The sequence below is a fragment of the Geopsychrobacter electrodiphilus DSM 16401 genome, assembly GCF_000384395.1.
Classification (GTDB): domain Bacteria; phylum Desulfobacterota; class Desulfuromonadia; order Desulfuromonadales; family Geopsychrobacteraceae; genus Geopsychrobacter; species Geopsychrobacter electrodiphilus.
On sequence record NZ_ARWE01000001.1, the window covers coordinates 3501748 to 3527078 of the forward strand.

At 58.3% G+C, this 25331-nt stretch carries 18 protein-coding genes; 12 read left to right on the top strand and 6 right to left on the bottom strand.

Annotated features, from left to right (window positions below; all coding sequences use genetic code 11):
* Window positions 1–41 precede the first annotated feature (41 nt).
* From aceE to D888_RS0116510, 3 genes are all read right to left on the bottom strand, one after another.
* Window positions 42–2729 carry a pyruvate dehydrogenase (acetyl-transferring), homodimeric type gene (aceE, locus tag D888_RS0116500; RefSeq protein ID WP_020677680.1) on the bottom strand — a complete coding sequence of 896 codons (2688 nt, stop codon included), beginning with the start codon at window positions 2727–2729 and terminating at the stop codon, window positions 42–44.
* A gap of 237 nt (window positions 2730–2966) precedes the next feature.
* Window positions 2967–4415, bottom strand: a complete 1449-nt coding sequence (locus D888_RS0116505) for a cytochrome c3 family protein (RefSeq protein ID WP_020677681.1) — start codon at window positions 4413–4415, stop codon at window positions 2967–2969.
* A 267-nt stretch (window positions 4416–4682) separates the two neighbouring features.
* Complete coding sequence (locus tag D888_RS0116510) at window positions 4683–5582, bottom strand: CopD family protein (protein ID WP_020677682.1); 900 nt, start codon at window positions 5580–5582, stop codon at window positions 4683–4685.
* 252 nt (window positions 5583–5834) lie between these two features.
* Between D888_RS0116510 and D888_RS22085 the strand changes: the two genes are divergently transcribed.
* The 8 genes from D888_RS22085 (at window position 5835) to D888_RS0116550 (ending at window position 16623) form a co-directional block, all read left to right on the top strand.
* On the top strand, window positions 5835–6365 hold the full coding sequence (locus D888_RS22085; RefSeq protein ID WP_020677683.1) for a hypothetical protein: 531 nt from the start codon (window positions 5835–5837) through the stop codon (window positions 6363–6365).
* Between the two features lie 2 nt (window positions 6366–6367).
* On the top strand, window positions 6368–9991 hold the full coding sequence (locus D888_RS0116520) for a nitrate reductase subunit alpha (protein WP_020677684.1): 3624 nt from the start codon (window positions 6368–6370) through the stop codon (window positions 9989–9991).
* Window positions 9992–10224: 233 nt separating this feature from the next.
* Entirely contained in the window at window positions 10225–11712 is a 1488-nt protein-coding gene (gene narH / locus D888_RS0116525; RefSeq protein ID WP_020677685.1) for a nitrate reductase subunit beta, read from the top strand.
* A gap of 2 nt (window positions 11713–11714) precedes the next feature.
* Window positions 11715–12272, top strand: a complete 558-nt coding sequence (locus D888_RS0116530; RefSeq protein WP_020677686.1) for a nitrate reductase molybdenum cofactor assembly chaperone — start codon at window positions 11715–11717, stop codon at window positions 12270–12272.
* Window positions 12265–12942, top strand: a complete 678-nt coding sequence (narI, locus tag D888_RS0116535; protein ID WP_020677687.1) for a respiratory nitrate reductase subunit gamma — start codon at window positions 12265–12267, stop codon at window positions 12940–12942. The genes D888_RS0116530 and narI overlap by 8 nt, the downstream gene beginning before the upstream one ends.
* A 65-nt stretch (window positions 12943–13007) precedes the next feature.
* Window positions 13008–14534, top strand: a complete 1527-nt coding sequence (locus D888_RS0116540; protein ID WP_020677688.1) for an MFS transporter — start codon at window positions 13008–13010, stop codon at window positions 14532–14534.
* A gap of 5 nt (window positions 14535–14539) precedes the next feature.
* Window positions 14540–16144, top strand: a complete 1605-nt coding sequence (locus tag D888_RS0116545; protein ID WP_020677689.1) for an MFS transporter — start codon at window positions 14540–14542, stop codon at window positions 16142–16144.
* Window positions 16145–16200: 56 nt separating this feature from the next.
* Complete coding sequence (locus D888_RS0116550) at window positions 16201–16623, top strand: PAS domain-containing protein (RefSeq protein ID WP_020677690.1); 423 nt, start codon at window positions 16201–16203, stop codon at window positions 16621–16623.
* A gap of 360 nt (window positions 16624–16983) precedes the next feature.
* On the opposite strand, the gene D888_RS0116560 is transcribed toward D888_RS0116550, so the two are convergent.
* The 3 genes from D888_RS0116560 to D888_RS0116570 form a co-directional block, all read right to left on the bottom strand.
* A complete protein-coding gene (locus tag D888_RS0116560; RefSeq protein WP_020677691.1) occupies window positions 16984–18414 on the bottom strand; it encodes a carbon starvation CstA family protein in 1431 nt (476 codons plus the stop codon).
* 157 nt (window positions 18415–18571) lie between these two features.
* A complete protein-coding gene (gene btsR, locus D888_RS0116565; RefSeq protein WP_020677692.1) occupies window positions 18572–19282 on the bottom strand; it encodes a two-component system response regulator BtsR in 711 nt (236 codons plus the stop codon).
* Window positions 19279–20958: a sensor histidine kinase gene (locus D888_RS0116570; RefSeq protein ID WP_020677693.1), complete on the bottom strand. Its 1680-nt coding sequence runs from the start codon at window positions 20956–20958 to the stop codon at window positions 19279–19281. The genes btsR and D888_RS0116570 overlap by 4 nt, the downstream gene beginning before the upstream one ends.
* Window positions 20959–21143: 185 nt before the next feature.
* On the opposite strand from D888_RS0116570, the gene D888_RS0116575 reads away from it, so the two are divergent.
* The 4 genes from D888_RS0116575 to D888_RS0116590 are packed head-to-tail and all read left to right on the top strand — an operon-like array spanning window position 21144 to window position 25278.
* Complete coding sequence (locus D888_RS0116575; RefSeq protein WP_020677694.1) at window positions 21144–21890, top strand: C39 family peptidase; 747 nt, start codon at window positions 21144–21146, stop codon at window positions 21888–21890.
* Window positions 21859–23343 (top strand): RimK family alpha-L-glutamate ligase, encoded by a 1485-nt coding sequence (locus tag D888_RS0116580; protein WP_020677695.1) that lies wholly within the window; start codon window positions 21859–21861, stop codon window positions 23341–23343. Before D888_RS0116575 ends, D888_RS0116580 begins: the two co-directional genes overlap by 32 nt.
* Complete coding sequence (locus tag D888_RS0116585; RefSeq protein ID WP_020677696.1) at window positions 23340–24575, top strand: carboxylate-amine ligase; 1236 nt, start codon at window positions 23340–23342, stop codon at window positions 24573–24575. The genes D888_RS0116580 and D888_RS0116585 overlap by 4 nt, the downstream gene beginning before the upstream one ends.
* Window positions 24568–25278 (top strand): N-formylglutamate amidohydrolase, encoded by a 711-nt coding sequence (locus tag D888_RS0116590; RefSeq protein ID WP_020677697.1) that lies wholly within the window; start codon window positions 24568–24570, stop codon window positions 25276–25278. The genes D888_RS0116585 and D888_RS0116590 overlap by 8 nt, the downstream gene beginning before the upstream one ends.
* The last annotated feature ends 53 nt before the right edge of the window (window positions 25279–25331 follow it).

Below are 25331 nucleotides of genomic sequence, written 5' to 3' on the forward strand. Positions count from 1 at the left end.
ATCCTTTTAAAAGGGGGACAGGCACCTGCAGAGCCAGTCCCCTAATCGATATGCGGGTTCAACTTTTCCGCGTCAATCTTTAAATCCTTAAGCGCCTTGCCCAGCACCGTCTTCGACAGTTTACCCGCCTCTACCTGCTGCTTCAACGCCGCGAGCACAATGTAGCGCGCGTCAACCTCGAAGAAATCGCGCAGATGCTCGCGGTCATCGCTGCGCCCGAAGCCGTCGGTGCCGAGACAATGCAAGGGGCTGGGGAACCACTGGGCGATGGTCGCCGGCAGCAGCTTCATGTAATCACTGACGGCGACAAAACTCCCCTCCTCTTTGGCCAACAGACTGGTCACGTAAGGAATTCGTGCCTTCTTGTCGGGGTGGAGCAGATTCCAGCGCTCGCACTCGACCGCATCGGTATAGAGCTCCTTGTAACTGGTGACGCTCCAGACATCGGCGGCCACCTGATAATCACGTTCGAGAATCTGCTGCGCCTTGAGCGCCTCGTTCAAAATCGCGCCGCTGCCCAACAGGTGCGCCTGCCCTTTGGCCTTTTTGAGGCTCGACTTGTGGAAGCGGTACATCCCCTTCAGAATCCCCTCACGCACCCCGGCACCCTTGGGCATCGCCGGCATCAGGTAGGTCTCGTTCATCACCGTCAGGTAGTAAATCAGATCCTCCTGATGACAGTACATGCGGGTCAGCCCTTCGTGGATAATGATCGCCAGTTCATAGGCGAAGGCCGGGTCATAAGCCTTGACCCGCGTCGGCGTCAGGGCGAGCACGTGGCTGTGACCGTCCTGATGCTGCAGGCCTTCGCCGGCCAGGGTGGTCCGTCCGGCGGTTGCGCCGACCAGAAAACCGCGCGCCCGGCTGTCGCAGGCCTGCCAGATCTGATCTCCGACGCGCTGAAAGCCGAACATCGAATAGAAAGTGTAAAACGGGATGGCCTGCACGCCGTTGTTCGAATAGGCGGTGCCGGCGGCGATGAAGCTGGCCATGGAGCCGGCTTCGCTCAAACCCTCTTCGAGAATCGCGCCCTCCTTGCGCTCGTTGTAGAAGAGCAGGCTCCCCTTGTCGATGGGATCGTAGAGCTGACCGGAATGACTGTAGATACCCGATTGGCGGAAGAGCGATTCCATGCCGAAGGTGCGTGCCTCGTCCGGCACGATCGGCACGATCAGTTTACCGAACTCCGGGTCGCGTATCAGTTTAGTCAACAGATGGACATAGGCCATGGTCGTCGCCAGCGGCCGGTCACCCGAGCCGGCGTAGTATTCGCGGATAATCTCCTCGGTCTGGCAGGCGATGGGAAAACTGCCGTCCTGGCGGCTGGGGAGATATCCGCCTAAGGCCTCACGCCGTTCCTTGAGATAAACCATCTCCGGACTGTCGGCGGCCGGTTTATAAAAAGGGGTCTCGGCGATCTCCTTGTCACTGACCGGGATGTTAAAGCGGGTGCGGAAGGCTTTCAGTTCATCCTCGTTCAACTTCTTCTGCGCGTGGGTGATGTTCTTCCCTTCACCAGCCTCCCCCAGCCCGTAACCCTTGACAGTGTGGGCCAGAATCACCGTCGGCGATCCCTTGTGCTCAAAGGCGCTCTTGTAGGCGGCGTAGACCTTGTCCGGGTCGTGCCCACCACGCGTCAGGCGACCCAGCTGTTCATCGCTGTAACCCTTGACCAGCTCCAACAGCTCCGGATACTTGCCAAAGAAATGCTCACGCACGTAGGCGCCGTTGCTCAAGGTAAAACGCTGCATCTCGCCATCGAGCACCTCGTCCATGCGCTGCACCAGCTTGCCGCTCTTGTCGGCTTCGAGCAGGCGGTCCCAGTCGTCGCCCCAGATAACCTTGATCACGTTCCAGCCGGCGCCGCGGAAATCAGCCTCGAGCTCCTGGATGATCTTGCCGTTGCCGCGCACCGGCCCGTCGAGGCGCTGCAGGTTGCAGTTGATGACAAAGATCAGGTTGTCGAGCTTCTCGCGCGCCGCCAGACTGATCGCGCCCAGGGATTCGGGCTCGTCCATCTCGCCGTCACCAAGCATCGCCCAGACCTTGCGCCCACTGCTCTTGCGCAGGCCGCGATCGACCAGATAGTGGTTGAAGCGCGCCTGGTAGATGGCGGAAATAGAGGTCAAGCCCATGGAGACTGTCGGGAACTCCCAGAAGTTTTTCATCAAAAAAGGATGCGGGTAGGAGGAGAGCCCCCCCTTGCCGGGACGCAGTTCGCGCCGGAAGCCGGTCAGATCATCCTCGCTCAGGCGCCCCTCGAGAAAGGCGCGCGCGTAGACCCCCGGCGAGGCGTGCCCCTGAAAATAAACCATGTCGCCGATAAAACTGTCCGTGCGCCCGCGCCAGAAATGGTTGAAGCCGACCTCCCACAGGGTCGCGGTCGAAGCGAAGGTCGATATGTGCCCGCCGATACCATGGGATTCTTCATTGGCACGCACCACCATCGCCATGGCGTTCCAACGGATGATCGATTTGATGCGTCGCTCCAGCTCACGGTCGCCGGGGAAGTTGGGCTGCTGGTTGCGCGGGATGCTGTTGATATAGGGGGTGTTGGCACTAAACGGGACGCTGACCCCATGTTCCAGGGCGCGCACCTGCAGCAGGCGCAGCAGCTGCTGGACCCTTTCCGGGCCGGCGGTCTGCAAAACATAATCGAGGGATTCACGCCACTCGCGGTTTTCGATCTCGGTGGGATTATTCCGGACGGAGGAATTCGGGTCGGACATAACCTGTGACTCCTTTTCTAAAGCGAAAAAGTACAGATAGCTGACAAAAATTGTTGCCTTTTATTTATAACAGATTTATCAGGTTAAGCGGCAGGGGGTAGAAGAAAACAGACAAATCGGCCCAACTGCTTTTAAGCAGTTGGGCCGATTAAGTGAAATCAGGTGAGAAGAGATCCGTGGAGAAAAAACGTTGCGTTGTCCGGTTGAAATCTTAAGCTCTTTTTTAAGAGTTCGGGGTTACCCTCCGCGGAGCGTTTGGAGAATCTTGGGATTTTCCTGATCCTCTGCCAGTACAGCATGGCAGGTGGTGCAGTCAGAGGGGATGACCTCGCCCTGGGCACTTTCATGGGAGCCATCATGGCAACGGAAACAACCAAGGTCAAAATCTTTGCCATGGCCAATATCGTTAACGTAGGTGCCCCACTCAAGGTTCATGTCAGGAAAGACATTCTTCGCATAAGCATTTTTAGCCCCGGCAATCGACTTGTCCAGCTTCGCTTGATCGATAGCGGGATAGTGTTCTCGGTACCAGCCACGCAGATAGGTTTCAATCCCGATCATGGCTGCAGCCTGGCTGGGAAATTTCTGGTTAATGGCTTTCAATGACTGCTGCTTGATAAAGGGGAGACTTCTGTCGATTGCCTCTATGGTGATCTCCTCATTGATCGCAGCGTCAGCCAGGCGGTAGATGTGCGTCGGCCGGTTGTGACAATCAATGCAATCCATGGCGCGGTCTTCCAATTTATCCCCTGCTTTCTTAATAAGAGCGGCAGCATCTTCGCTGCGGAAGATGACGGTGGACCCATCTGCCTTGGTGAGAGTGACTTCGGGAATAATCATGCGCTTAGAATCAGCTTTGTAGTGGATGCCGTTTTCTTTAGCCACATGCCAGTGGATGCCATTGGGTTTGTCGGTACCGCTTCCGGCTGAACCGATCTTGATCAGCATGACGGTCTGCAGATGGGTGTTCTCTTTATCCTCTGCATACTTGTCGATAACTCTCAATTTGTCCCCTTGAAATTTATCGGGCCGGTGGCATTTTTCGCAGGTCTCACTGGCGGGGCGCAAACCATGGACCGGAGTAGGGATTGGCCTGGGGTAAGTATTGAGAGCAACCGCAAAAACTTGGCGAATCCCTGAAATTTTTGATTTGGCAAACCAGGTGGCACCGGAGCCGATATGACATTCCACGCAATTGACCTTGGAGTGAGGGGAATTCTGGTAGGCCGTATATTCCGGGTCCATCACCGTATGGCAGAATTGGCCACAGAAGCTGTTTGATTCCAGATAATGGTAGCCGCTATAACCCAAAAGTCCGAAAACAACAAAGTTAACGCTGGTCAGCAGCACCGCCAGAAAGATCAGTTTACGCACCCTGTTAAAGCGCGTTTCGTCAGCAAAGTGTCCCTGCAGATAATCCAGCGTGAAGAGACGAACATCCTCCTTCCCCTTCAGAAAAAACAGCCCGACGAAGACCATGACCAACCCCCCAATAAACGCCGGGCCGATGACCATATACACGAAAGCACCAAGGTAGGGGTTTTTGATATGAACCCAGGCGTCGAAAATTATCAGGCAGAGTAGAAAGGGAAAGGTCAGGGTGGTGATCATTGCCCCGACTAATGATACCCGGCTTCTCGCGATCCCGTGAAAAAATGAGAGGATGATGCCTTTAAGGTCGCCCATGGATCGAACTCCTGTCGTGTTACAAGCAAAATTTAACTGTCAATTTAAAAAATGGACATGTCTGTTTTCTGGATGGCTATGAGTATGACACTTCACCTTTGGAATAACAGGGATATTTTGAAAAATTTAACATCTGAGCATCTAAAGGGGGACAGGCACCTGCGGGAGCCGCTAAGGGGACAGGCACCTGCGGAGCCAGTCCCCGAACACGCCCAAGCTGGTATAGAGCACCTTTTATCCTGCATCGTGAAAGGTCCTGCGAGTCACTCACCCCCAGCGCCAGAACGCCACGATCAGCAGGATAGCGACCGCCAGAATCAGGTTGAGATAGGCCAGAAAGAAAAACTGTTTCTTCGGCCGGTCGCCGCTTGTGGCACCCGAGGCTAAAAGCGATCCGACTTCGGGCAGACGCATGACCCGGTCTTCACCGTGGGGGGCCTGCCCCAGGGCGACGGTCAGATCGGTGCCAGCCGAGTGGCGCTGCATATGCTGCCCCTTTTTCCACATCGGGCTCTGGCTCGCGTCATAGATTTTGCCTTTAAAGGCAAAACAGGCCGGCCGCCCTTCCTGTCCATCGCATAGGACCAACTGTTCTGACGTCATATCCCCCAGCACAATTTCTGTCGTTGCCGAGCTGCGCCGCCGTAAGCGCGGGCCGACAATAAACACCGCGATCAGACCCATGGTGACCATTATGGCGAACAGGCCAACCTTGACCAGCAGCAACTGTCCGAAACGGGTATCAACCAGGCCCTGCCATGAATCAAACCGCATCCAGGTCAGATAAAGCCCGGTCAACGCCATAATCGCCATCGAGACCAGTCCGACCCGCACCTCACCGCGCGGCAGACCTTTGGCGGCATAGGCCGGCTTGAGGACAAGGTGGACGTAAAAAATGGTGCCGAACCAGAAGACAGCCGTCAGCAGGTGCAGGCTGCCGACCAGCAGGCGCAGCAGTCGGGCAAAGCCTGACGGAGCGACCGGCGTCCCCGCAGCGGCCTGGGAAGCGATAAACGACTCACCTTGCGCCGTCAACTCTCCACCACCGGCGGGATCGAGATGACAATAGCTGCAATTCTGCCCAGTCTGGGCCGCAAATTCCGGGGTGGCAAGGGCCGGAACGACCCAACAGAACAACAGCAATGCAACCAGAATCACTCTCATCATAAATTCTCCCGCAATCAACAAGTTATCCTCATCAAAATCTTCTTCCCTGCACTTTTTTGATCTGGGTCAAAGATATCCGTAAACAACCGTTCTATTGTATCTGAGCGAATCAGTCAGGTTTTTCCCAGAAAAATGACTGCCCTATAAAACCTGTTCTGTTTCATTTAGTCAAAACCTAATGCTTATGAACAACTGATTACCGGAATTTAAACTTTCACTCCCCGCACCAGATATTTTCCAAGGAGAGACCGCATGAAAATCAGAGGCTGGAGGACCAATCTCTTTCGACTCATCATGCCGCTGGCATTCCTGGCATTTTTGCTGCCGGGGTTCAGCGCCATGGCTGTCGAGGGTGACGCCACGATCGGTGGTCAACTTTACGCCGGCTCACGTCCCATGGCAAACGGCGGTGCCCCCTGTATCGCCTGTCATGCCCACCCCGGGTTCGGTGCAGCAGGCACCGCCAGTTATGGCCCGGACCTTTCCAACCTCTATACCGACTACGGCGCTGAGGGGGTTGCGGGGGTGCTCGAATCCCTGGCCTTTCCCAGCATGGAGGCGATCTTCGCCAGCCGCCCGCTGACCGCAAGGGAGCGTCTCGATCTGAGCGCTTTTTTCGCCCAGACGGCAGACCGGAAAACCGCGCCGGCCATATCTCTGGCCGGGCTGATTCTGCTCGGGGTTGTCAGCGTCTTTGCCATTGTGGCCCTTTTGGGACTGCGCCGCCTCAAGGGGGTGCGTCAGCCGTTGATTGATCAAGTCAGAAAACAGCGAGGTATGTGAGCATGAGCTGGATCAAGGATATTATCGACCCGAAATCGCGCGCCTGGGAAGAGTTCTACCGCAACCGCAACCAGTGCGACAAAATCGTGCGCAGCACCCACGGCGTCAACTGCACCGGCGGCTGTTCGTGGAACGTGCATGTTAAGGACGGTATCGTCGGCTGGGAGCTGCAGGCGACTGACTACCCCGAGCTGGAACCAGGGCTCCCCCCTTATGAGCCCCGCGGTTGCCAGCGCGGCATCTCCTTCTCCTGGTATCTCTACAGCCCGCTGCGCATCAAATATCCCTACCTGCGTGGCATTCTGGCCGACCTCTGGCGCGAAGCCAAGACCGAGCATGGCGACCCGGTTGCTGCCTGGACCTCGATCATGGAGGACCCCGCCAAGCGCAAGAGCTATCAGCAGGCGCGTGGCAAGGGTGGCTTCCGCCGTGTCAGCTGGGACGAAGTCGAAGAGATGATCGCGGCTTCGTCGATCTACACCATCAAGAAGTTCGGCGCCGATCGTCTGGTCGGCTTCTCGCCGATCCCGGCGATGTCGATGCTCAGTTTTGCCAGCGGCACGCGCTTCATGCAGCTGATGGGCGGCGCCAACCTGAGTTTCTACGACTGGTACTGCGACCTGCCGAACGCCTCGCCCGAGATCTGGGGCGAGCAGACCGACGTCGCCGAGAGCGCCGACTGGTACAACAGCAAATATATCGCCGTAGTCGGTTCCAACCCCGACATGACCCGTACCCCCGACGCGCATTTTCTCTCCGAGGCACGCCACAACGGCTCCAAGGTCACGGTCTTCGCCCCCGACTTCAACATCACCTCCAAGCACGCCGACTGGTGGATTCCGGCCCATGCCGGGCAGGACGGCGCCTTCTGGATGGCGGTCAATCACGTCATCCTCAGCGAATTTCACTATCAGGCCAAAACACCCTTCTTCCTCGATTACCTCAAGCGCTACAGCGACACCCCCTTCCTGATCGAACTCGAGGAGAAGGACGGCGTCCACCGCGCCGGGCGCATGGCCCGCGCCGGCGAGCTGGAACGCTACAGCAAAGAGGAGAACGGCAACTTCAAGTATCTGGTCTGGGATGAAGCCAGCCAGGCGCCGCGCATGCCGCTCGGAACCCTCGGCTTCCGCTGGCAGGAGAAGAAGGGCGAATGGAATCTGCAGATGAAGGATGGCCAGGACGGCACCGATATCGCTCCGCAGCTCTCGCTGCTGGATGACAACGACGCGGTGCTGCAAGTCTCCTTCGATGATTTCTCCGCCGACCAAAAGGTCGAGCGCGGCGTACCGGTGCGTTACCTCGAAACCGCCCATGGCAAAGTCGCCGTCACCACCGTGTTCGATCTGCTGATGGCGCAGTTCGGCGTCAATCGTGGCCTCGCAGGGGCTTATCCCGCAGATTACGATGCCGAGAACGGCGTCTACACCCCGGCCTGGCAGGAGAAATATACCGGCATCGACCGCGCCAATGTCATCCAGTTTGCGCGGGAATGGGCCTCGACCGCCGAGAAGACCGGCGGCAAATGTTCAATCATCATCGGTGCCGGAGCCAACCACTGGTATCACTCCAACCTGATCTACCGCGCCGGGATCTCGGCCCTGATGCTCTGCGGCTGTGTCGGCAAGAACGGCGGCGGGCTCAACCATTACGTTGGTCAGGAAAAACTCGCCCCGGCCGCACCCTGGGCGACGATTATGGGAGCCCTCGACTGGGCCAAGCCACCGCGCTTCCAGAACGCCCCGTCCTACCATTATGTGCATACCGACCAATGGCGCTACGAGCGGACTTCGGACGAATCTCTCATCAATCCGGTCGCCGAGGAGAATCAGATCACCGGCGGACACACCATGGACCATCAGGTACGTGCGGTGCGTAACGGCTGGCTCCCCTTCTACCCGCAGTTCGACCGCAGCCCCATCGAAGCGGTCAAACAGGCCGAAGCCGCCGGTGCCAAAAACAATCAGGATATTGTCGACTGGACTGTCAAGCAGCTGGCCGGCAAGCAGATGAAGTTTGCCATCGAAGACCCCGATGCCCCCGAAAACTGGCCACGCCTGTGGATCATCTGGCGCGGCAACGCCCTGATGTCGAGTGCCAAGGGGCATGAGTATTTCCTCAAACATTACCTCGGCACCCACACCAACAGCATCGCACCCGAGACTGCGGAGGAGTTCGTCAAGGAGGTCAAGTGGCACAAGGAAGCGCCCCAGGGAAAACTCGACCTGGTGGTCGACATCAACTTCCGTATGGATACCTCGGCGCTCTATTCCGATATCGTGCTGCCGACCGCGACCTGGTACGAAAAGGACGACCTCAACACCACCGATATGCACTCCTTCATCCACCCGCTGCAGGCGGCGGTCCCGCCATGCTGGGAGTCGAAGAGCGACTGGGACATCTTCAAGGGGTTGGCCAAAAAAGTCAGTCAGCTGGCCGAAACCCATCTGCCCGAACCGATTCGCGAGATCGTCTCGGTCCCCCTGCAGCATGACACCCCGGCCGAGATGGCCCAGTTTGAAATCAAGGACTGGTACAAGGGGGAGTGCGAACCGATCCCCGGCAAGACCATGCCCGGCCTGGTGGTGGTCGAACGCGACTACAAGAACCTCTACAACCGCTTCATTTCCCTGGGTCCCGAGGCCAGAAAAGGGATGGGCGCCCATGGCCTCTCCTGGTCAATCGAGGATTACTACGATGAGATGGCCGCCAGCGACAAGACCCACACCTGGGACGACAAGACCTATCCGACCCTGATCGAAGCCCGCGACGCCGCCGAGGTGATCCTCAAGCTCGCCCCCGAGACCAACGGCGAGATGGCCTTTCGCGCCTTCGCCGCCGAGGAGAAGAAGGTCGGCCTGCCGCTGACCGATCTGGCCGCGGCCACCCGCGGGGTGCGTACGACCTTCGCCGCTCTGGCCGCTCAGCCGCGTCGCCTCTTGAACAGCCCGATCTGGAGCGGTCTGACCGACAACGGCCGCGCCTATTCGGCCTACTGTCTCAACGTCGAGAAGCTGGTCCCCTGGCGCACCCTGACCGGTCGCCAGCATTTCTACCTCGATCATCAGGGCTATATCGCCGCCGGCGAACATCTGCCGACTTACAAGCCGAAGCCGGGTCACGGCGCGTTGCAGGATTTTCTGGCCACCGATACCAGCGACAAGAAGAGCATCATGCTCAACTACCTGACGCCGCACGGCAAATGGAGCATCCACAGCACCTACAGTGATAACCATCGCATGCTGACCCTGTCACGCGGCTGTCACCCCTTCTGGATCAACGATCAGGATGCGGAACAGATAGGCGTCTTCGACAACGACTGGGTCGAGGTCTACAACGACCACGGCGTGGTAGTAACCCGTGCCATCGTCAGCTCGCGCCTGCCGCGCGGCATCTCGTTCCTCTATCACGCCACGGAACGCACCATCGACGTCCCCAAGACCGCACGCCGCGGCAACAAGCGCGCCGGCGGGCACAACAGCTTGAACCGCATCCGCCTCAAACCGAACCTGATGCTCGGCGGCTACGGTCAGTTCACTTTCGCCTGGAACTACTGGGGACCGCCCGGCGCCAACCGCGACACCTACATCATGGTGCGCAAGCTGGATGGTGAACCACAGTGGTAAGAGACTGATTTTTGCGACAAGGGTTGAAAACAGAAAAGTTAACTGATTGGCAGGAGCCTGACTGGTTTGACGAACCGTAGCGAGAAATTGGATTTTCGAGTCCTTATTTTCGGGAATTTGAGAGCGAATAGCACCGCTATTTGTCGAAAATTGGCGGAGATAAGGGCCGAAAAACCGGTTTCGCAGTAGGTTCTTGTTAAGCCAGACAGGTTCCTAGACCAGGGAGAGATTTTATGGATATTCGCGCACAGGTCTCATCGGTATTTCACCTCGACAAGTGCATCGGTTGCCACACCTGCAGCATCGCCTGCAAGAACCTGTGGACCGACCGCCGCGGGAATGAATACATGTGGTGGAACAACGTCGAAACCAAGCCCGGCACCGGCTACCCGACCAAATGGGAAGACCAGGAGAAATACAACGGCGGCTGGGAGCGGGTCGGTACTCAACTGCGCCTCAAACAGGGGGGCAAAGCCGCGACCATCGGCAAGATCTTTCACAATCCTGACCTGCCGACCATGGACGACTACTACGAGCCGTTCACCTATAAGTACGCCGATCTGACCAATGCTCCGGCGGGGACCGATCAGCCGACCGCTCGCGCTGTATCAATGGTCAGCGGCAAGCCGATGAAAATCGAAGCCGGTCCCAACTGGGACGATGACCTCTCCGGTTCAACAGTCTACGCCGCCAATGATCCCGGCGTCATCGAGCTGAGCGCAGAGCAGCAGCAGCAGCTGTTCACCATCGAGAAGATGGTGATGTTCCACCTGCCGCGCATTTGTAATCACTGCAGCAACCCGGCCTGCGTCGCCAGTTGCCCCTCGGGCGCGATTTACAAGCGCGGTGAGGATGGCATCGTCCTGATCAATCAGGACAAGTGCCGCGGCTGGCGGATGTGCGTCTCGGCCTGCCCCTACAAGAAGACCTACTACGGCTGGAGCAGCGGCAAGTCGGAGAAATGTATCCTCTGCTTCCCGCGTCAGGAGGCGGGTGAAGCCCCGGCCTGTTTCCATGCTTGCGTCGGCCGAATCCGCTACCTCGGCGTGCTGCTCTACGATGCCGATAAAATCGAAGAAACCGCCATGAAAGCCGATGGCGAACTGGCCGCCGCCCAGCGCGAAATGATCCTCGATCCCTTTGATCCACAGGTGCTCGCCGCGGCGCGCAAGGGGGGGATGGCCGAGCAGATTATCAAGGCGGCGCAGAAATCGCCGGTTTACAAGTTCGTCAAGGAGTGGGGGATCGCCCTGCCGCTCCACCCCGAATTCCGCACCCTGCCAATGCTCTTCTACGTGCCGCCGCTGTTGCCGGTGCTCTCGACCGAACATCAGGGAACCCAGAAACTGGCAGATGATTTCTTCACCAGCCTCGAGCAGGCCCGCCTGCCGCTGATGTACCTGGCCGGGCTCTTTGCCGGTGGCAACGAGGAAGAGGTCAAGGCGGTCTATCGGCGCTTAATCGCGGTGCGTATCCAGCGCCGGGCCGAAACCGTCGGTGACATGGCCGAGGCCGAGGTCGCCAAGGCAAGGGAACTGGCCGGTCTCGACAGCAAAACACTGGACGCCATCTACCGCATGACCAGCCTGACCCGCATCAAGGAGCGGATCCAGGTGCCGCCGATGCTGCGCGAGCAGGCGGTTGAGGCTGGGATGGATCCCGAAGAGTACAAGCAGTCGATGGGCTTCGGCAGCCGCAAAGCGCCGAAGAGACGGTGGTAATTATGAATCTGGAACTCTGTCTTTCCTTCAGCAGACTGCTGAGCTATCCGAAAACTCAGGTCAAGACCCTTGCTGCCGACTGTTACCGGCAGCTGAAAGATTTTGACCCGCAGGCCGCGGTGGCCTTCGCCCCCTTTAGCACTTTTATCGAGCAGCAGAAGCTGCCGCAGATCGAAGAGCTCTATACCTCGGCCTTTGACCTGCAGGCGCTCAGCTTTCCCTACGTCGGCTACCAGCTATGCGGCGAAAGTCAGGCGCGCACGATGTTTTTGATGAAGCTGCAGGAGATCTACACTCAGCAGAATTTCTCCTCTGAGGGTGAGCTGCCCGACCACCTGAGCGTCATGCTGCGCTTCATCGGCACAGTCCCCGACCCACAGGGGAATCAAGAGATCATTCGCGATGGGCTGTTGCCAGCGCTGGAGAAAATTATTCAGGGGATCGAAAACCAACAACACCCCTACCGCCAGCTGCTGGTGTCCCTGCAGACCTATCTGACCAACCTTATCGCAACTGAACTGCCTGAAAGCGCACCGCAGAAGGAGGTATCCCATGGCTGATCTGATCCTGTTCGGCGTCTTTCCCTATGTCGCGATAGCTCTGGCGATCGGGGTCGGCATCTACCGCTACTGCATCGACCGCTACTCTTACTCTTCGCAGTCTTCACAGTTTCTCGAGAGCCGCGCGCTCTTCTGGGGCTCGATCCCCTGGCACTACGCGATTCTGCTGATTCTGATCGCGCATTTTCTGGCCTTTCTGGTCCCGGCCGGTTGGGGCGCTCTGCTCGGTTCACCGGCGCGCCTGGTCTTGCTCGAAATCACCGGCATGGCGCTCGGCATCACCACCCTGATTGCGCTGGTGATTCTGATCTTCCGCCGCATCATCAACTCGCGTATCAACGCCGTGACCAGCAGTATCGACTGGCTACTGCTTTTCGTACTTCTGCTGCAAGTTGGCACCGGGGTCTATATCGCCATCAGCCTGCGCTGGGGCGGCGTCTGGTATGTCCACACCATTTCCCCCTGGCTCTGGTCGCTGGTCAAACTCGATCCGCAAATCAGCTATCTGGCGAACATGCCATGGATCGTCCAACTGCATGCGGTCAACGCCTTTCTGCTGGTGGCGATCTTTCCCTTTTCACGTCTGGTACACGTGGTCAGCATCCCCCTCGGCTATCTAGGTCGTCCCTACCAGGTCGTGGTCTGGTATCGCCAGCGCCGCAGTAGCTGAAGATCAGTTTTCTCAGGGGAATGAGGCTCCCTTTACTCTGAATTCAGACCGAAAAGGTTTTCTTTATGATGGAACAAAAGGCGACGGCCACTTCGCACAAGATGCTGTTTCTCAACACCCTGGCCTTTACCGTCTGCTTCGCCGCCTGGATGTTCAACGGCGTGTTGGTGACCTTTCTGGCCGATAATCAGATCTTCAACTGGGGACCCATTGAGATCGGCTGGCTGATGGGGATTCCGGTGTTGACCGGTTCGCTGTTCCGTCTGCCGGCCGGGATGCTGACCGACAAGTTCGGCGGCAAGCCGGTCTACGGCACGCTGCTGTTTATCTGCGCCATCCCCATGTACCTGCTGTCGTACGCCGACAGCTTCACGACCTTCGCCCTGTGCAGCTTCGGCTTCGGCCTGGCCGGGGTCAGCTTTTCGATCGGCATCGCCTTCTCCTCGGTCTGGTACCCACGCGAACGTCAGGGCACGGCGCTGGGGATCTTCGGCGCCGGCAACGCCGGTGCCGCCCTGACCACCATGTTTGCCCCGACCCTGCTCTACCATCTGACCAGCAACGGCGCCAACCTTGAGGGCTGGCGGCAGTTGCCGACCTACTACGCCATGGTGCTCGCCGCCATGGGAGTGATCTTCTTTCTCTTCGCCGAGAACAAAAAACCGGCCTCGTCAACCAAAACCTTCACCCAGATGCTGACGCCCTTAAAAAATGTGCGGGTCTGGCGTTTCGGGCTCTATTACTTCCTGGTCTTCGGTTGCTTCGTCGCCTTCTCCCAATGGCTGGTCCCCTACTTCGTCAATGTCTATTACCTGCCGCTGGTCACTGCCGGACTCTTTGCCTCGGCCTTCAGCCTCCCATCCGGGGTGATCCGGGCGCTGGGCGGCTGGCTCTCCGACAGGTTCGGCGGCCGCTCTGTCATGTACTGGGTGCTGGGCGCCTCGGTCCTTATCAGCTTTCTGGTGACCGTGCCGAAGATGGAAGTCTACTCCCCTGGCCGCGGCGTCATGGCGGGCAAAGGCGGAATCGTCACGGCGGTCAGCGCCCAATCGATCAGCGTCGGTGACCGGGTCTACAAGCTGAAGCTCAAGCCCCAGGATCTTGGAACCTTCGACGACAAAATGCTGATCCTGCCGACCAAGCAGGCCTGGCAGGAAGCGGCGGTCGAGGTCGGACAGACGGTGAAGAAGAAGGAGCTGCTGGCCAAGGGGGTGACGCGCATCTTCTTTCAGGCCAACGTCTGGATCTTCGCCATCCTCATCATCCTGCTCGGCAGCACCTGGGGTATCGGCAAGGCTGCCGTTTACAAGCTGATTCCTGATTATTTTCCCGATGAGGTCGGGGTGGTCGGCGGCATGGTCGGCGTGCTCGGGGGCTTGGGTGGTTTCTTCTGCCCGATCATCTTCGGTTATCTGCTGGAATATACCGGGCTCTGGAGCAGCTGCTGGATCTTCATGTGCGGGCTGTCACTGGTCTGCCTGCTCTGGATGCACCTCACAGTCAGTAAACTGATGAAAGAAAAACACCCGAAAGATATGAAAAAGATCGAGCGAGATAAGCATAAAATCATCGGAGAAGCCCTCAAGGAGTAATAACTATGTCGATCAATCTGGAAAAATGGGATGTCGAGGACGAGAAGTTCTGGGAATCCGAAGGCAAGAAGATTGCCAACCGCAACCTGTGGATTTCGATCCCCAGCCTGCTCTGCGGCTTCGCCGTCTGGCTCTACTGGGGGATCATCACGGTACAGATGATCAACCTCGGCTACCCCTTCAGCCAGTCGCAGCTCTTCACCCTGTCGGCGATTGCCGGTCTGACCGGCGCGACCCTGCGTATTCCGAGTTCGTTCCTGATCCGCATCGCCGGTGGCCGCAACACTATTTTCTTTACCACCGCCCTGCTGATGATCCCGGCGGTCGGCACCGGTATAGCGCTGCAGAACATCAACACCCCGATTGAGGTCTACTACCTGCTCGCCCTGCTCTCCGGGTTCGGCGGCGGCAACTTCGCCTCATCGATGTCGAACATCAGCTTCTTCTTCCCGAAGAAGGTCCAGGGGACCTCCCTCGGCCTGAATGCCGGCTTGGGGAACTTCGGCGTCACCACCATGCAGATTCTGATTCCGCTGTCCATGACCTTCGGCCTGTTCGGCGGCAAGTCACAGACCCTGATCAACACCAGCGGCACCTTGATCGGCAAAATCCCGGCGGGGACCGAGACCTACATCCATAATGCCGGGTATATCTGGCTGATCCTGCTGATCCCCCTGGCCTTTGCCGGCTACTTCGGCATGAACAACATCAAAACCAAGACGGTCACCCCCAACCTGAGCTCAACCGGCAAGTCCTTCGCCATGATCACCGGACTGCTGCTCATCGCCTTTGTTACCGCCGTGGCCGGACTCTATCTGATGTTGCCCCCACCTATCGGGCTCGGACTGCTGAGCAAGTGGATCGTGTTGCCGCTGGTGATCGCCGCCACGGTCTACGGCATGAAATACCTGACCAGCGGCGGACTGCGTGAAAACCTCGACCGCCAGTACAAGATCTTCAACAACAAGCACACCTGGGCCATGACCATCATCTACACCATGACCTTCGGTTCCTTCATCGGCTACTCGGCGGCCTTCGCGCTGTCGATCAAGGTTATCTTCGGCTTCTCGCACATCATGACCGCTGGCGTCATGACCCATAACACCATCAACCCCAACGGTCCCAGCGCCCTGATGTTCGCCTGGATGGGTCCCTTCATCGGCGCGCTGATCCGCCCGGTCGGCGGCAAGATCGCCGACAAGCTGGGCGGCGCCATCGTCACCCAGTGGGTTTCGATCGTGATGATCGTCTCGGCCCTCGGCTGCGCCTATTTCATGAAGGCAGCCTACGCCTCCGCCACCCCGGAGACGGTCTTCGTCCCCTTTTTGATCCTGTTCATCATCCTCTTCGCCGCGACCGGTGTCGGCAACGGCTCGACCTTCCGCTCGGTGGCGATGATCTTCAACGCCGAACAAGCCGGCCCAGTCTTGGGTTGGACCTCGGCGGTCGCCGCCTACGGCGCTTTTATCATCCCCAAGGTCTTCGGCGAACAGATCAAGGCCACCACCCCCGAAAATGCCCTCTACGGCTTCGCGATTTTCTACTTCGTCTGCCTGGTGCTAAACTGGTGGTTCTACACGCGCAAAGGCGCCTACATCCAGAACCCGTAAAAGCTAAAGAGACAGGCTCCGCCGTTGGTGCCTGTCCCCCTTTCAGAGGAGAATCCATGTTTCCCGAAAAACTCAGCCAACAGATCATCCAAAACGCCCCCGATGCCATTTTGTATGTCGACAGCAAAGGTTTGATCCAGCACTGGAACCAAGGCTCCGAGCGCATCTTTGGTTTTACCGCCAGCGAGGCGGTCGGGCAGTCCCTCGACATTATCATCCCCGAAAAGCTGCGCGGCAGGCACTGGGAAGGCTATTACAAGGTCATGGCCAGCGGCGAGTCCCGCTACGGCACCGAGCTGCTTTCCGTCCCGGCTTTGCATCGCGATGGCCAGCGGCTGTCGGTCGATTTCAGCATCATAATGTTGAAAGATGACCAGGGAAAAGTCACGGGGATCGCGTCGCTCATGCGCGACGTGACCGCCCAGCGCCAGAAGGAGAAAGAGTTGCGGGAAAGGATAGCTGCACTGGAAGGGCAATAATGTTAAATGACATTCTGTCCTGAGCCACGGTGTTTAATTTAAAGTGGACATCCATTTATCAATTAGCAGGTATTAAATTTTATACTTGAGTAGGATTTTAAACAGGCGGGCAATCCCCACTAAGGACGCGAAAATGGATACATTTTCAGTGGGCAAGTGCAAGAGGAGGAATCTGTTCAAGAGGTTCATCTGGACGGTTGATGCTTTTGGACGCTTAACCCTTCTGGCTACCTGGCCCGGCAGAACAACGCCTGAGATAATCTACGCATCACCCATAATCCACACAACAAACAGGGCGACCCATGGGTCGCCCTGTTTGTTGTCTTATCTCGATTTGGCTAACCAGCAAACGGACGGTGCTTATTCCGCTTCGGCCTGAAGCTCGTCGCTCTCAATCTCGCAGCCGCTGAAACGGATCATGAAGGCTGCGAAGCTGGCGGCGGCAACCAGCAGTCCGACGACCGATGCAACCTGCAGCGACAGCCCGAAACCGATCTTGGCATAGGCCAGGTAGGTGGCGGCGACGGCGGTCATGAAGGTCGCCGGGATGGTGCCGATCCAGTGGTTGCGGCCATGCCGGATCATGTAAGCTGCGCCGGCCCAGAGCACGATGGTCGCCAGGGTCTGGTTGGCCCAGCCGAAATAACGCCAGATCACGCCGAATTCGGCCTGCGAAATGATGATCCCGACGATGAACAGCGGGATCGCCAGCAGCAGCCGCTTGGCCATGGATTTCTGCTCAAAATTGAAAGTGTCGGCAATAATCAGTCGCGCGCTGCGGAAAGCCGTATCCCCGGAAGAGATCGGCAGGATGATAACCCCGATGATCGCCATCAGCCCACCGATCGGGCCGAGCAGGGTGGTGGAGATTTCATTGACCACCGCCGCCGGGCCGCCGTGGCTGAGCGCCACCCCCAGCGCATCGGAGCCATGATAAAAGGCTATGCCGAGAGTCGCCCAGATCAGGGCGATGACCCCTTCACCGATCATTGTCCCGTAAAAGAGCTTACGCCCGTCACGCTCGTTGCCGACACAGCGGGCCATCAACGGCGACTGGGTGGCGTGAAAACCACTGACCGCGCCACAGGCGATAGTGATGAACATCAGCGGCCACATCGGTAACCCCTTGGGATGCAGGTTGGCCAGGGTCATCTGCGGGAACAGATCATACCCCTGATAGAGCAGAGCGCTGGTCAGGCCGACAGCCATGAAGATCAGGATCGCGCCGAACAGCGGATAGATGCGGCCGATGATCTGGTTGATCGGCAGAATGGTTGCCAGGAAATAGTAGCCGAAGATGAGAACAACCCAGACCGGCACCGACAGCGGCGAAAGCTTGGCCAGCAGACCCGCCGGGCCGACGACAAAGACCACCCCGACCAGCAGCAGCAGGATAATGGAGAAGACACGCATGAACTGCTTGAAGCCGTTGCCGAGCTGATAACCGACCACGTCGGGGATACTCTTGCCGCCATGGCGGATCGAGAGCATCCCGGAGAAATAGTCATGCACAGCGCCGCCGAAGATGCAGCCGAAGACAATCCACAAGAGGGCGGCAGGACCGTAGAGCGCGCCGAGGATCGGGCCGAAGATCGGGCCGAGTCCGGCAATATTGAGCAGCTGAATCAGGTAGATTTTGCGCGGCGACATCTCGACATAATCGACGCCGTCGGCCATGGTTTTTGCCGGGGTCAAACGGTTCGGTTGCGGGCCGAAGGCGCGGTCGACAATCTTGCCGTAGACGAAGTAGCCGACGATCAGGGCGGCCACGCAGGAAAAGAAATACAACATAAAAAAACCTCCATCCGTTTGAGTTTGGCCAAAAGTAAGCATTTCTTCGGTCAAATAAAATAGCGGATGGGGTCAACGGTCGGATCTCGAAAGTGACCGGCGGTCTGGAGCAGGTGACAGGTTTTAAGGGGGAAGAATCAAGACAAGCTGGCGATCCCTAGAGCTCGAAGGTCTCCTTCAATGGCCTGACGTAGCGTCGGCTGACCGGCAGCTGGCGACCGGAGCGGGTCTGAATTTCGGCGAGCCCCCCTTCCAGAAAACGGATCTCGTCGATGAGCGCGGGGTTGATCAGATACTGCTTGTGACAAGGCACCAGGCTGGTGCGGGCGGCCAGGGTCTTGAGGGTCAGATCGGTAAAAAACTCCCCCTCAGCGGTCACCAGGTAAACCCCGCCGAAATCGGAGCGCACGTATTCTACGCTCTGCGGGTCGATCAACTTGACACGGTTGGCCAGGCAGCAGGGGATCCGTTTCAGCTCCGCCTGCGGATAAGAAACGGCGCGGCCGCCGGCATCCTCCTGCTTCAGCTTGTCGATGGTCTTGCGCAGGCGCTCGGGATCGACCGGTTTCAGCAGGTAGTCGAGGGCCTGCTCCTCGAAGGCTTTGACCGCGTACTGATCGTAAGCGGTGACAAACACGACGCGCGGCAGATGCTTTTCATCCAGCATGCTGAGCAATTCAAAACCATTTAAGACCGGCATATCGACGTCCAGAAACAGCACCTGCGGTTTCTCCCGGTTGATCAGGCGCAAAGCTTCCATGACGTTGCTGCAGCTGCCGACAATTTCGAAGCTGGCGCTCGCTTCCAGCAGCCGCTGCAGCTCCTTGCGCGCATGGCTCTCATCATCCACGATCAGGGCACGCATCATAACTCTCCCCCTTCGGGCAACGGGATCCGCACCATGACCCGGGTGTACTGCTGCGGCACGCAGGAGACCTCGATGCCGCAGTCCGCCCCGAACAGGTTTTTGATCCGCTTATCGACAATATTCATCCCCAGCCCTTCGCCGCAGGGCTTGTCGCCGTAGGTGCCGGCATCATCCTCGATCATGAGTTCAGCATGCCCGGCGACCCGCTGAACCGAGATTGTCACCTGGCCGCCTTCCAGCACCTGCGAGATCCCATGCTTGATCGCGTTTTCGATCAACGGCTGCAGGGTGAAGGTCGGGATCTGCAGCGTCCAGAGCGCGGGATCGATCCGGGTGATCACCTTGAGCCGCTCCTCGAAGCGCGCCTCTTCGATCATCAGGTAGGAGTGAACATGCTCCATCTCCTCCTTGAGACTGACCAGCTCGCCCGAACGCATCAGGTTTTTGCGGAAGAAGTTAGAGAGCTGCAGCTGCAGCTCGCAGGCGCGCTGTGCATCGCTGCGGGTGATGGATATGATGGTGTTCAAGGCATTGAACAGAAAATGCGGGTTGACCTGGGCCTGCACCAGCTTCAGTTCGGATTGGACGAGCAGATTCTTCTGCTCGGCGTAGCGCGCCCGCAACAGCTGATCCGAGAGCAGATTGGCCAGCCCCTCACCGAGGGAACGATTGAGGTTGAGAAACAGCTTGCTCTTCGGTTCAAACAGGATGATGGTGCCGATCACCTCCTGCTCGACGTGCAACGGCACCACCAGTTCGGAACCGAGGGGACAACCGGCCAGACGGGTACAGCTGAAGGGGATGTTGAAACCATCGGCATAGCATACCTGATTGCTCTGGATCGCCCGCAGGGTATATTCCGAGACGAGCGCCAGTCCCGGCAGATGATGATCGGCCCCCAGACCTGAAAAAGCTAAAATCCGTTCGCGATCGGTGATGCAGACGGCCCCCACCTGGGTCTCCTGATGGATAATCTGGACCAGTTGCCGGGCGCTCTCCGGGTTGAACCCGGAGCTCAGGATCTCCAAGGTGCGATCGGCGACCTTGAGCGCGCGGGCCGAGAAGTGAGCCCCAAAGCGATCATAGGCGTTGCGCTGATCGCGAATAATGCTGATGAACAGCGCGGCCCCGGCGGAATTGGCAAGCATCATCGGCAGAGCGATGGTCTTGACCAGTCCCAGCGCCTGATCGAAGGGTTTGGCCAGCAGCAGAATAATCACCATCTGCATTGCTTCGGCGTAAAAGGTGGCACCCAGGGCGACTAAGGGGAGGTAGATCTGCTCCTGACGGCCGCGGCGCACCAGATAAAGATGCACCAGCCCGCCGATCAATCCTTCGACGGTTGTCGATATCCCGCAGGCCTCGGCAGTAAAACCGCCGAGCAGATAACGGTGCAGGCCTCCGGTCAGGCCGGTTGCAACTCCCAGTAGCGGGCCGCCAATCAGCCCCGCCAGCACCGGCCCGATGGCCCGCGTATTCGCGATGGCATCCTGGATCGGCAGACCGAAATAGGTCCCGAGAATCGAAAAGGAAGAAAAGATCAAGTAGAGCAAAAACTTATGCTTGAAGCGCAGATGCTCGCTGGTCAGCGGTCGAAAGGCCGGAGACTTGGTGAACAGGTAAGCGATAACCAGGAAGATAGACATCTGCTGGAGCAGATGAAAAATCAGGTTCATCCGTTTGTGACCCTTCTTTTTGCTGGGGAGAATATCAGCGCACTATTGTAGCAGACTTAAATCTATTTCTGTGCCCTCTTGACGAAAGCACCAATCCCACCCCTCACACATTCCCTTGTTAAAATTATCCCCGCCGTTAAACCGTCGCAATGGTATTATGCATGTTCACCTTGAGGATTTCGCAAATGAAAGACCTTCTCCCGTTTGACATTGCACCCCAGCCTGACGAAATCACCTGCGGTCCGACCTGTCTGCAGGCCATCTATCAATATTATACGGACCCGATCGGGCTGACCCAGACCATTGACGAAGTGCCGATGCTCGAAGGGGGCGGGACCCTGGCGGTGCTCCTCGCCTGTCACGCCCTGCAGCGCGGCTATCGTGCAACCATCTACACCTACAAATTGCAGATCTTCGATCCGACCTGGATCGATCTGCCCAGAGAGGTTCTGGTTGATAAGCTTCTCGCCCAGGCGGCCTTCAAAAACGATCCCAAAATCCAGGTGGCAACCGACGCCTATCTCAAATTTATCGCCCTCGGCGGGCAGCTGAAGGCACAGGACCTGAACGGTAGCCTGATCCGCGGCTTTCTGAAACAGGGCACGCCGATCATCGCCGGGCTGTCGGCGACCTTCCTCTACCGCAGCGCTCGCGAATTCGGCCCCAATTGTGACTACGACGATGTGCGGGGAGAGCCATCCGGCCACTTTGTCGTGCTGCATGGCTATGATCGTGAAGCGCGAACCGTGCATGTCGCAGATCCGCTCCAGAGCAACCCCATGACCGGAACCCGCAAATACACCGCCAGCATCGACCGGGTGATCAATGCTATCCTGCTCGGAGTGCTGACCTACGATGCCAACCTGCTGATCATTCAGCCTGCCAAGGAGAAAAAATCACATGCCCAGGCCCACCCTGATCGTCGTCGATGACCCAGCCCAGTGGCCCCTGGATATTCCCGGTGTCGAACGGGTGCCAGCCCGTTCCTACCTGACCGATCCCCGCTATCTTGAATTGAAGGGCGCGGAAGTTTACAACCTCTGCCGTTCCTATCGTTACCAGAGTATCGGTTACTATGTTTCGCTTTTGGCAGCAGCCCGCGGCCACAAACCGAGCCCGAGCGTAACCGCCGTGCAGGACCTGAAATCCCAGACCATCATGCGCATCGCCTCGGATGACCTACAGGCGTTGATTCAGAAGAGCCTCGAGACGATCCAGTCTAAGGAGTTTGTGCTCAGCATCTACTTCGGACGCAACGTCGCCAAACGCCACGACCGGTTGGCCGCACAGCTCTTCACCCTGTTCCAGGCGCCGCTGTTGCGCGCCAATTTCGTAATCGGTGAGAAGAGCGGCAAATGGTCACTGTCCAACCTGAGAGCGATCAGCGCCAGCGACATCCCGCCCGAGCATCAGCCGTTTGTACTCGAAGTCGCACAGGAATACTTCTCCGGCAAGCGCCGCCGCATCGCCAAAAAAACCGGTAAGCGCTACGACCTGGCGATTCTGACGAATCCGGCTGACCCCGAACCGCCGTCTGATGAAAAGGCGCTGAAACGTTTCGTGCGCGCCGCTGAAACCGTCGGTTTCTCGACTGAATTCATCACCCGCGACGATTTTGCCAAACTCGGTGAGTTCGACGCCCTGCTCATCCGCGAGACGACCAGCGTCAACCACCACACCTACCGCTTCGCGCGCAAGGCGGTAGCCGAAGGGCTGGTGGCGATTGATGATCCGGAGTCGATCCTCAAGTGCACCAACAAGGTTTTCTTGGCCGAGTTGATGGAGCACAACAATATCCCGGCCCCCAAGACGCTCATCGTCCATCGTGACAACCGCGATCAGGTCGCCGAAAAACTCGGCCTGCCGGTAGTCTTGAAACAACCGGACAGCTCCTTTTCGCAGGGGGTGGTCAAGGTCAGCGCGCTGGCGGAGCTGAAACCGACGATCAACAAAATGCTCGAAAAATCCGATCTTATCATCGCCCAGGAATATCTGCCGACCGACTTCGACTGGCGGATCGGGGTCTTTGACCGGCAGCCGATCTACGCCTGCCGTTACTACATGGCCAAGGGACACTGGCAGATCCTTAAACGCGACAACAACGGAGTCAAGAACGACGAGGGGCGCTACGACACGCTTCCGGTCGAGCATGTCCCAGGTGCGGTCATCAAGCTGGCGTTGAAAATCTGCAACCTGATCGGTGACGGCCTCTACGGGGTCGACCTGAAACAGTCGGGGAGCAAGGTCTACGTCATCGAGGTCAACGACAACCCGAACCTCGACGCCGGGGTCGAAGATCAGGTGCTCAAGGATGAACTCTACCTGCGGATCATGCGCGTCATGTTTCGGCGGGTAGAGAAACGCAAGGAAGGATTCACGGCATGAGTGAACGGGCGCCGCTACACCTCTTCGAAGGCTACGGCATCGAGCTTGAGTACATGATCGTCGACCGCGATTCCCTGGCGGTCAAACCGGTCACCGACCGGGTGCTGCAGCAGGTTTCCGGGGAGATCGTCAACGAGATCGAGCGCGGTCCGCTGTGCTGGTCAAACGAACTGGTGCTGCATGTCATCGAGCTGAAGACCAACGGCCCGGCCCCTGGCCTCAAGGGCCTTGCCGCGCAGTTCCAGAGCGGGATCGCGCAGGTCAATGAACAGTTGGCAGGGCTTAACGCGCGTCTGCTCGGCACCGCGATGCACCCCTGGATGGAGCCGCACCGCGAAACCGTCCTCTGGCCGCACGAGAACAGTCCGATCTATGACGCCTACAACCGGATCTTCGGCTGTCAGGGGCACGGCTGGTCCAACCTGCAGAGCATGCACATCAACCTGCCCTTCTCAGGTGATGCCGAATTCGGGCGACTGCATGCCGCTATCCGCCTGGTCCTGCCGCTATTGCCGGCGCTGGCCGCCAGTTCGCCGATCGTTTCAGGCGAGGCGACCGGCCTGCTCGACAACCGGCTGGAGTTCTATCGCAACAACCAGAAGATGATCCCCGAAATTGCCGGGCAGGTCATCCCCGAAGCGGTCTTCACCCGCGCGGACTATGAGGACCAGATTCTGGCGGCGACCTACCGCGCGATCGCCCCGCATGATCCACAGAATGTGCTGCAGGAGGAATGGCTCAACTCAAGGGGCGCGATTGCTCGCTTCGAACGCAGCGCCATCGAGATTCGTCTCCTCGATATTCAGGAATGCCCCATGGCCGATCTGGCGATTGCCGCTCTGACCATCGCTCTGATTCGGGCGCTGTGCAAGGAGTGCTGGATCGGGCTTCATCACCAGCAGGAGATCGCGGTCGCGCCGCTCGCCGAACTCTTTAAAAGAACCCTGCAGGGGGGTGGCGATGATCTGATCGACGTGCCGGACTATCTGTCCTGCTTCGGAGTCCTTGAAGAGCGGATCAGCGTCGCCGATCTCTGGCGGCGAATCTACGAACAGCTGGAAAGCGACATCCCCATGGAATACCGCGCAGCGCTGGAGGTGATTCTGCACACTGGCCCGCTGGCCGGACGGATCCTGCAGGCGTTGCCGCAAGGGTTCAGCCAGGCGGAGCTTGCAGCTGTCTACCGCCAGCTGGCGGATTGTCTGCACCAGGGGGTAATGTTTCATGGCTGAACCGCGCTGGAGGCTGCTGCTCAGCTGTGAACACGGCGGCAATCTGGTCCCGGAACCCTACCAGGGGTTGTTCGCCGGACAGGAGGCGCTGCTGAAAACACACCGGGGTTACGACATCGGCATTGAACCTTTTGCCCGCCGACTGGCAGCCGAGCTTAAGGCCCCGCTCCAGCTGACGCTTGTCAGCCGCCTGCTGATCGAACTCAACCGCTCCCCCGGTCACCCGGCGCTCTTCTCCGAGTTCACTCGCAATCTCAACCCCGCTGAACGCGAGGCGCTGCTGAAACAGCACTACCGTCCTTATCGGGCTGCAATCATGCAGCAGATCGAGCAGCTGCTGGCCAGTCATTGCCGAGTCTGTCATGTCTCACTGCACAGCTTCACCCCGGAACTGCATGGTGAACTGCGCAATGCCGATATCGGCCTGCTTTACGACCCGCAACGACCGCTGGAGAAACAGTTCTGCCTGAACTGGCAGAAGCAGATTGAAAAGCACAAGGACAGCTGGCGGGTGCGGCGCAACTATCCCTACCGCGGCGCCGCCGACGGCCTGATCACCCAACTACGCCGCCGCTTCCCGGCGGAGAGCTACCTCGGCTTCGAATTGGAGTTGAACCAGTGCTGGCCACTACAGGGTGGAGAGCGCTGGGAAGCGTTGCAGGTCTTGATTGGTGAAACCCTCCTCGCGGCCATCAAACAATAAAATATCTATAAAACAGCGAGTTAGCTAAAAAAGTGCGGCATTCATGATAAACT

Coding starts and splice junctions, on each gene's coding strand:
- D888_RS0116580 (WP_020677695.1), top strand. CDS start 21,859: ATGCCCAGGCCCACCCTGATCGTCGTCGATGACCCAGCCCAGTGGCCC.
- narH (WP_020677685.1), top strand. CDS start 10,225: ATGGATATTCGCGCACAGGTCTCATCGGTATTTCACCTCGACAAGTGC.
- D888_RS0116560 (WP_020677691.1), bottom strand. CDS start 18,414: ATGTTGTATTTCTTTTCCTGCGTGGCCGCCCTGATCGTCGGCTACTTC.
- D888_RS0116520 (WP_020677684.1), top strand. CDS start 6,368: ATGAGCTGGATCAAGGATATTATCGACCCGAAATCGCGCGCCTGGGAA.
- D888_RS0116510 (WP_020677682.1), bottom strand. CDS start 5,582: ATGATGAGAGTGATTCTGGTTGCATTGCTGTTGTTCTGTTGGGTCGTT.
- D888_RS0116530 (WP_020677686.1), top strand. CDS start 11,715: ATGAATCTGGAACTCTGTCTTTCCTTCAGCAGACTGCTGAGCTATCCG.
- D888_RS0116570 (WP_020677693.1), bottom strand. CDS start 20,958: ATGAACCTGATTTTTCATCTGCTCCAGCAGATGTCTATCTTCCTGGTT.
- D888_RS0116505 (WP_020677681.1), bottom strand. CDS start 4,415: ATGGGCGACCTTAAAGGCATCATCCTCTCATTTTTTCACGGGATCGCG.
- D888_RS0116575 (WP_020677694.1), top strand. CDS start 21,144: ATGAAAGACCTTCTCCCGTTTGACATTGCACCCCAGCCTGACGAAATC.
- narI (WP_020677687.1), top strand. CDS start 12,265: ATGGCTGATCTGATCCTGTTCGGCGTCTTTCCCTATGTCGCGATAGCT.
- D888_RS0116585 (WP_020677696.1), top strand. CDS start 23,340: ATGAGTGAACGGGCGCCGCTACACCTCTTCGAAGGCTACGGCATCGAG.
- D888_RS0116590 (WP_020677697.1), top strand. CDS start 24,568: ATGGCTGAACCGCGCTGGAGGCTGCTGCTCAGCTGTGAACACGGCGGC.
- btsR (WP_020677692.1), bottom strand. CDS start 19,282: ATGATGCGTGCCCTGATCGTGGATGATGAGAGCCATGCGCGCAAGGAG.
- aceE (WP_020677680.1), bottom strand. CDS start 2,729: ATGTCCGACCCGAATTCCTCCGTCCGGAATAATCCCACCGAGATCGAA.
- D888_RS0116550 (WP_020677690.1), top strand. CDS start 16,201: ATGTTTCCCGAAAAACTCAGCCAACAGATCATCCAAAACGCCCCCGAT.
- D888_RS0116540 (WP_020677688.1), top strand. CDS start 13,008: ATGATGGAACAAAAGGCGACGGCCACTTCGCACAAGATGCTGTTTCTC.
- D888_RS22085 (WP_020677683.1), top strand. CDS start 5,835: ATGAAAATCAGAGGCTGGAGGACCAATCTCTTTCGACTCATCATGCCG.
- D888_RS0116545 (WP_020677689.1), top strand. CDS start 14,540: ATGTCGATCAATCTGGAAAAATGGGATGTCGAGGACGAGAAGTTCTGG.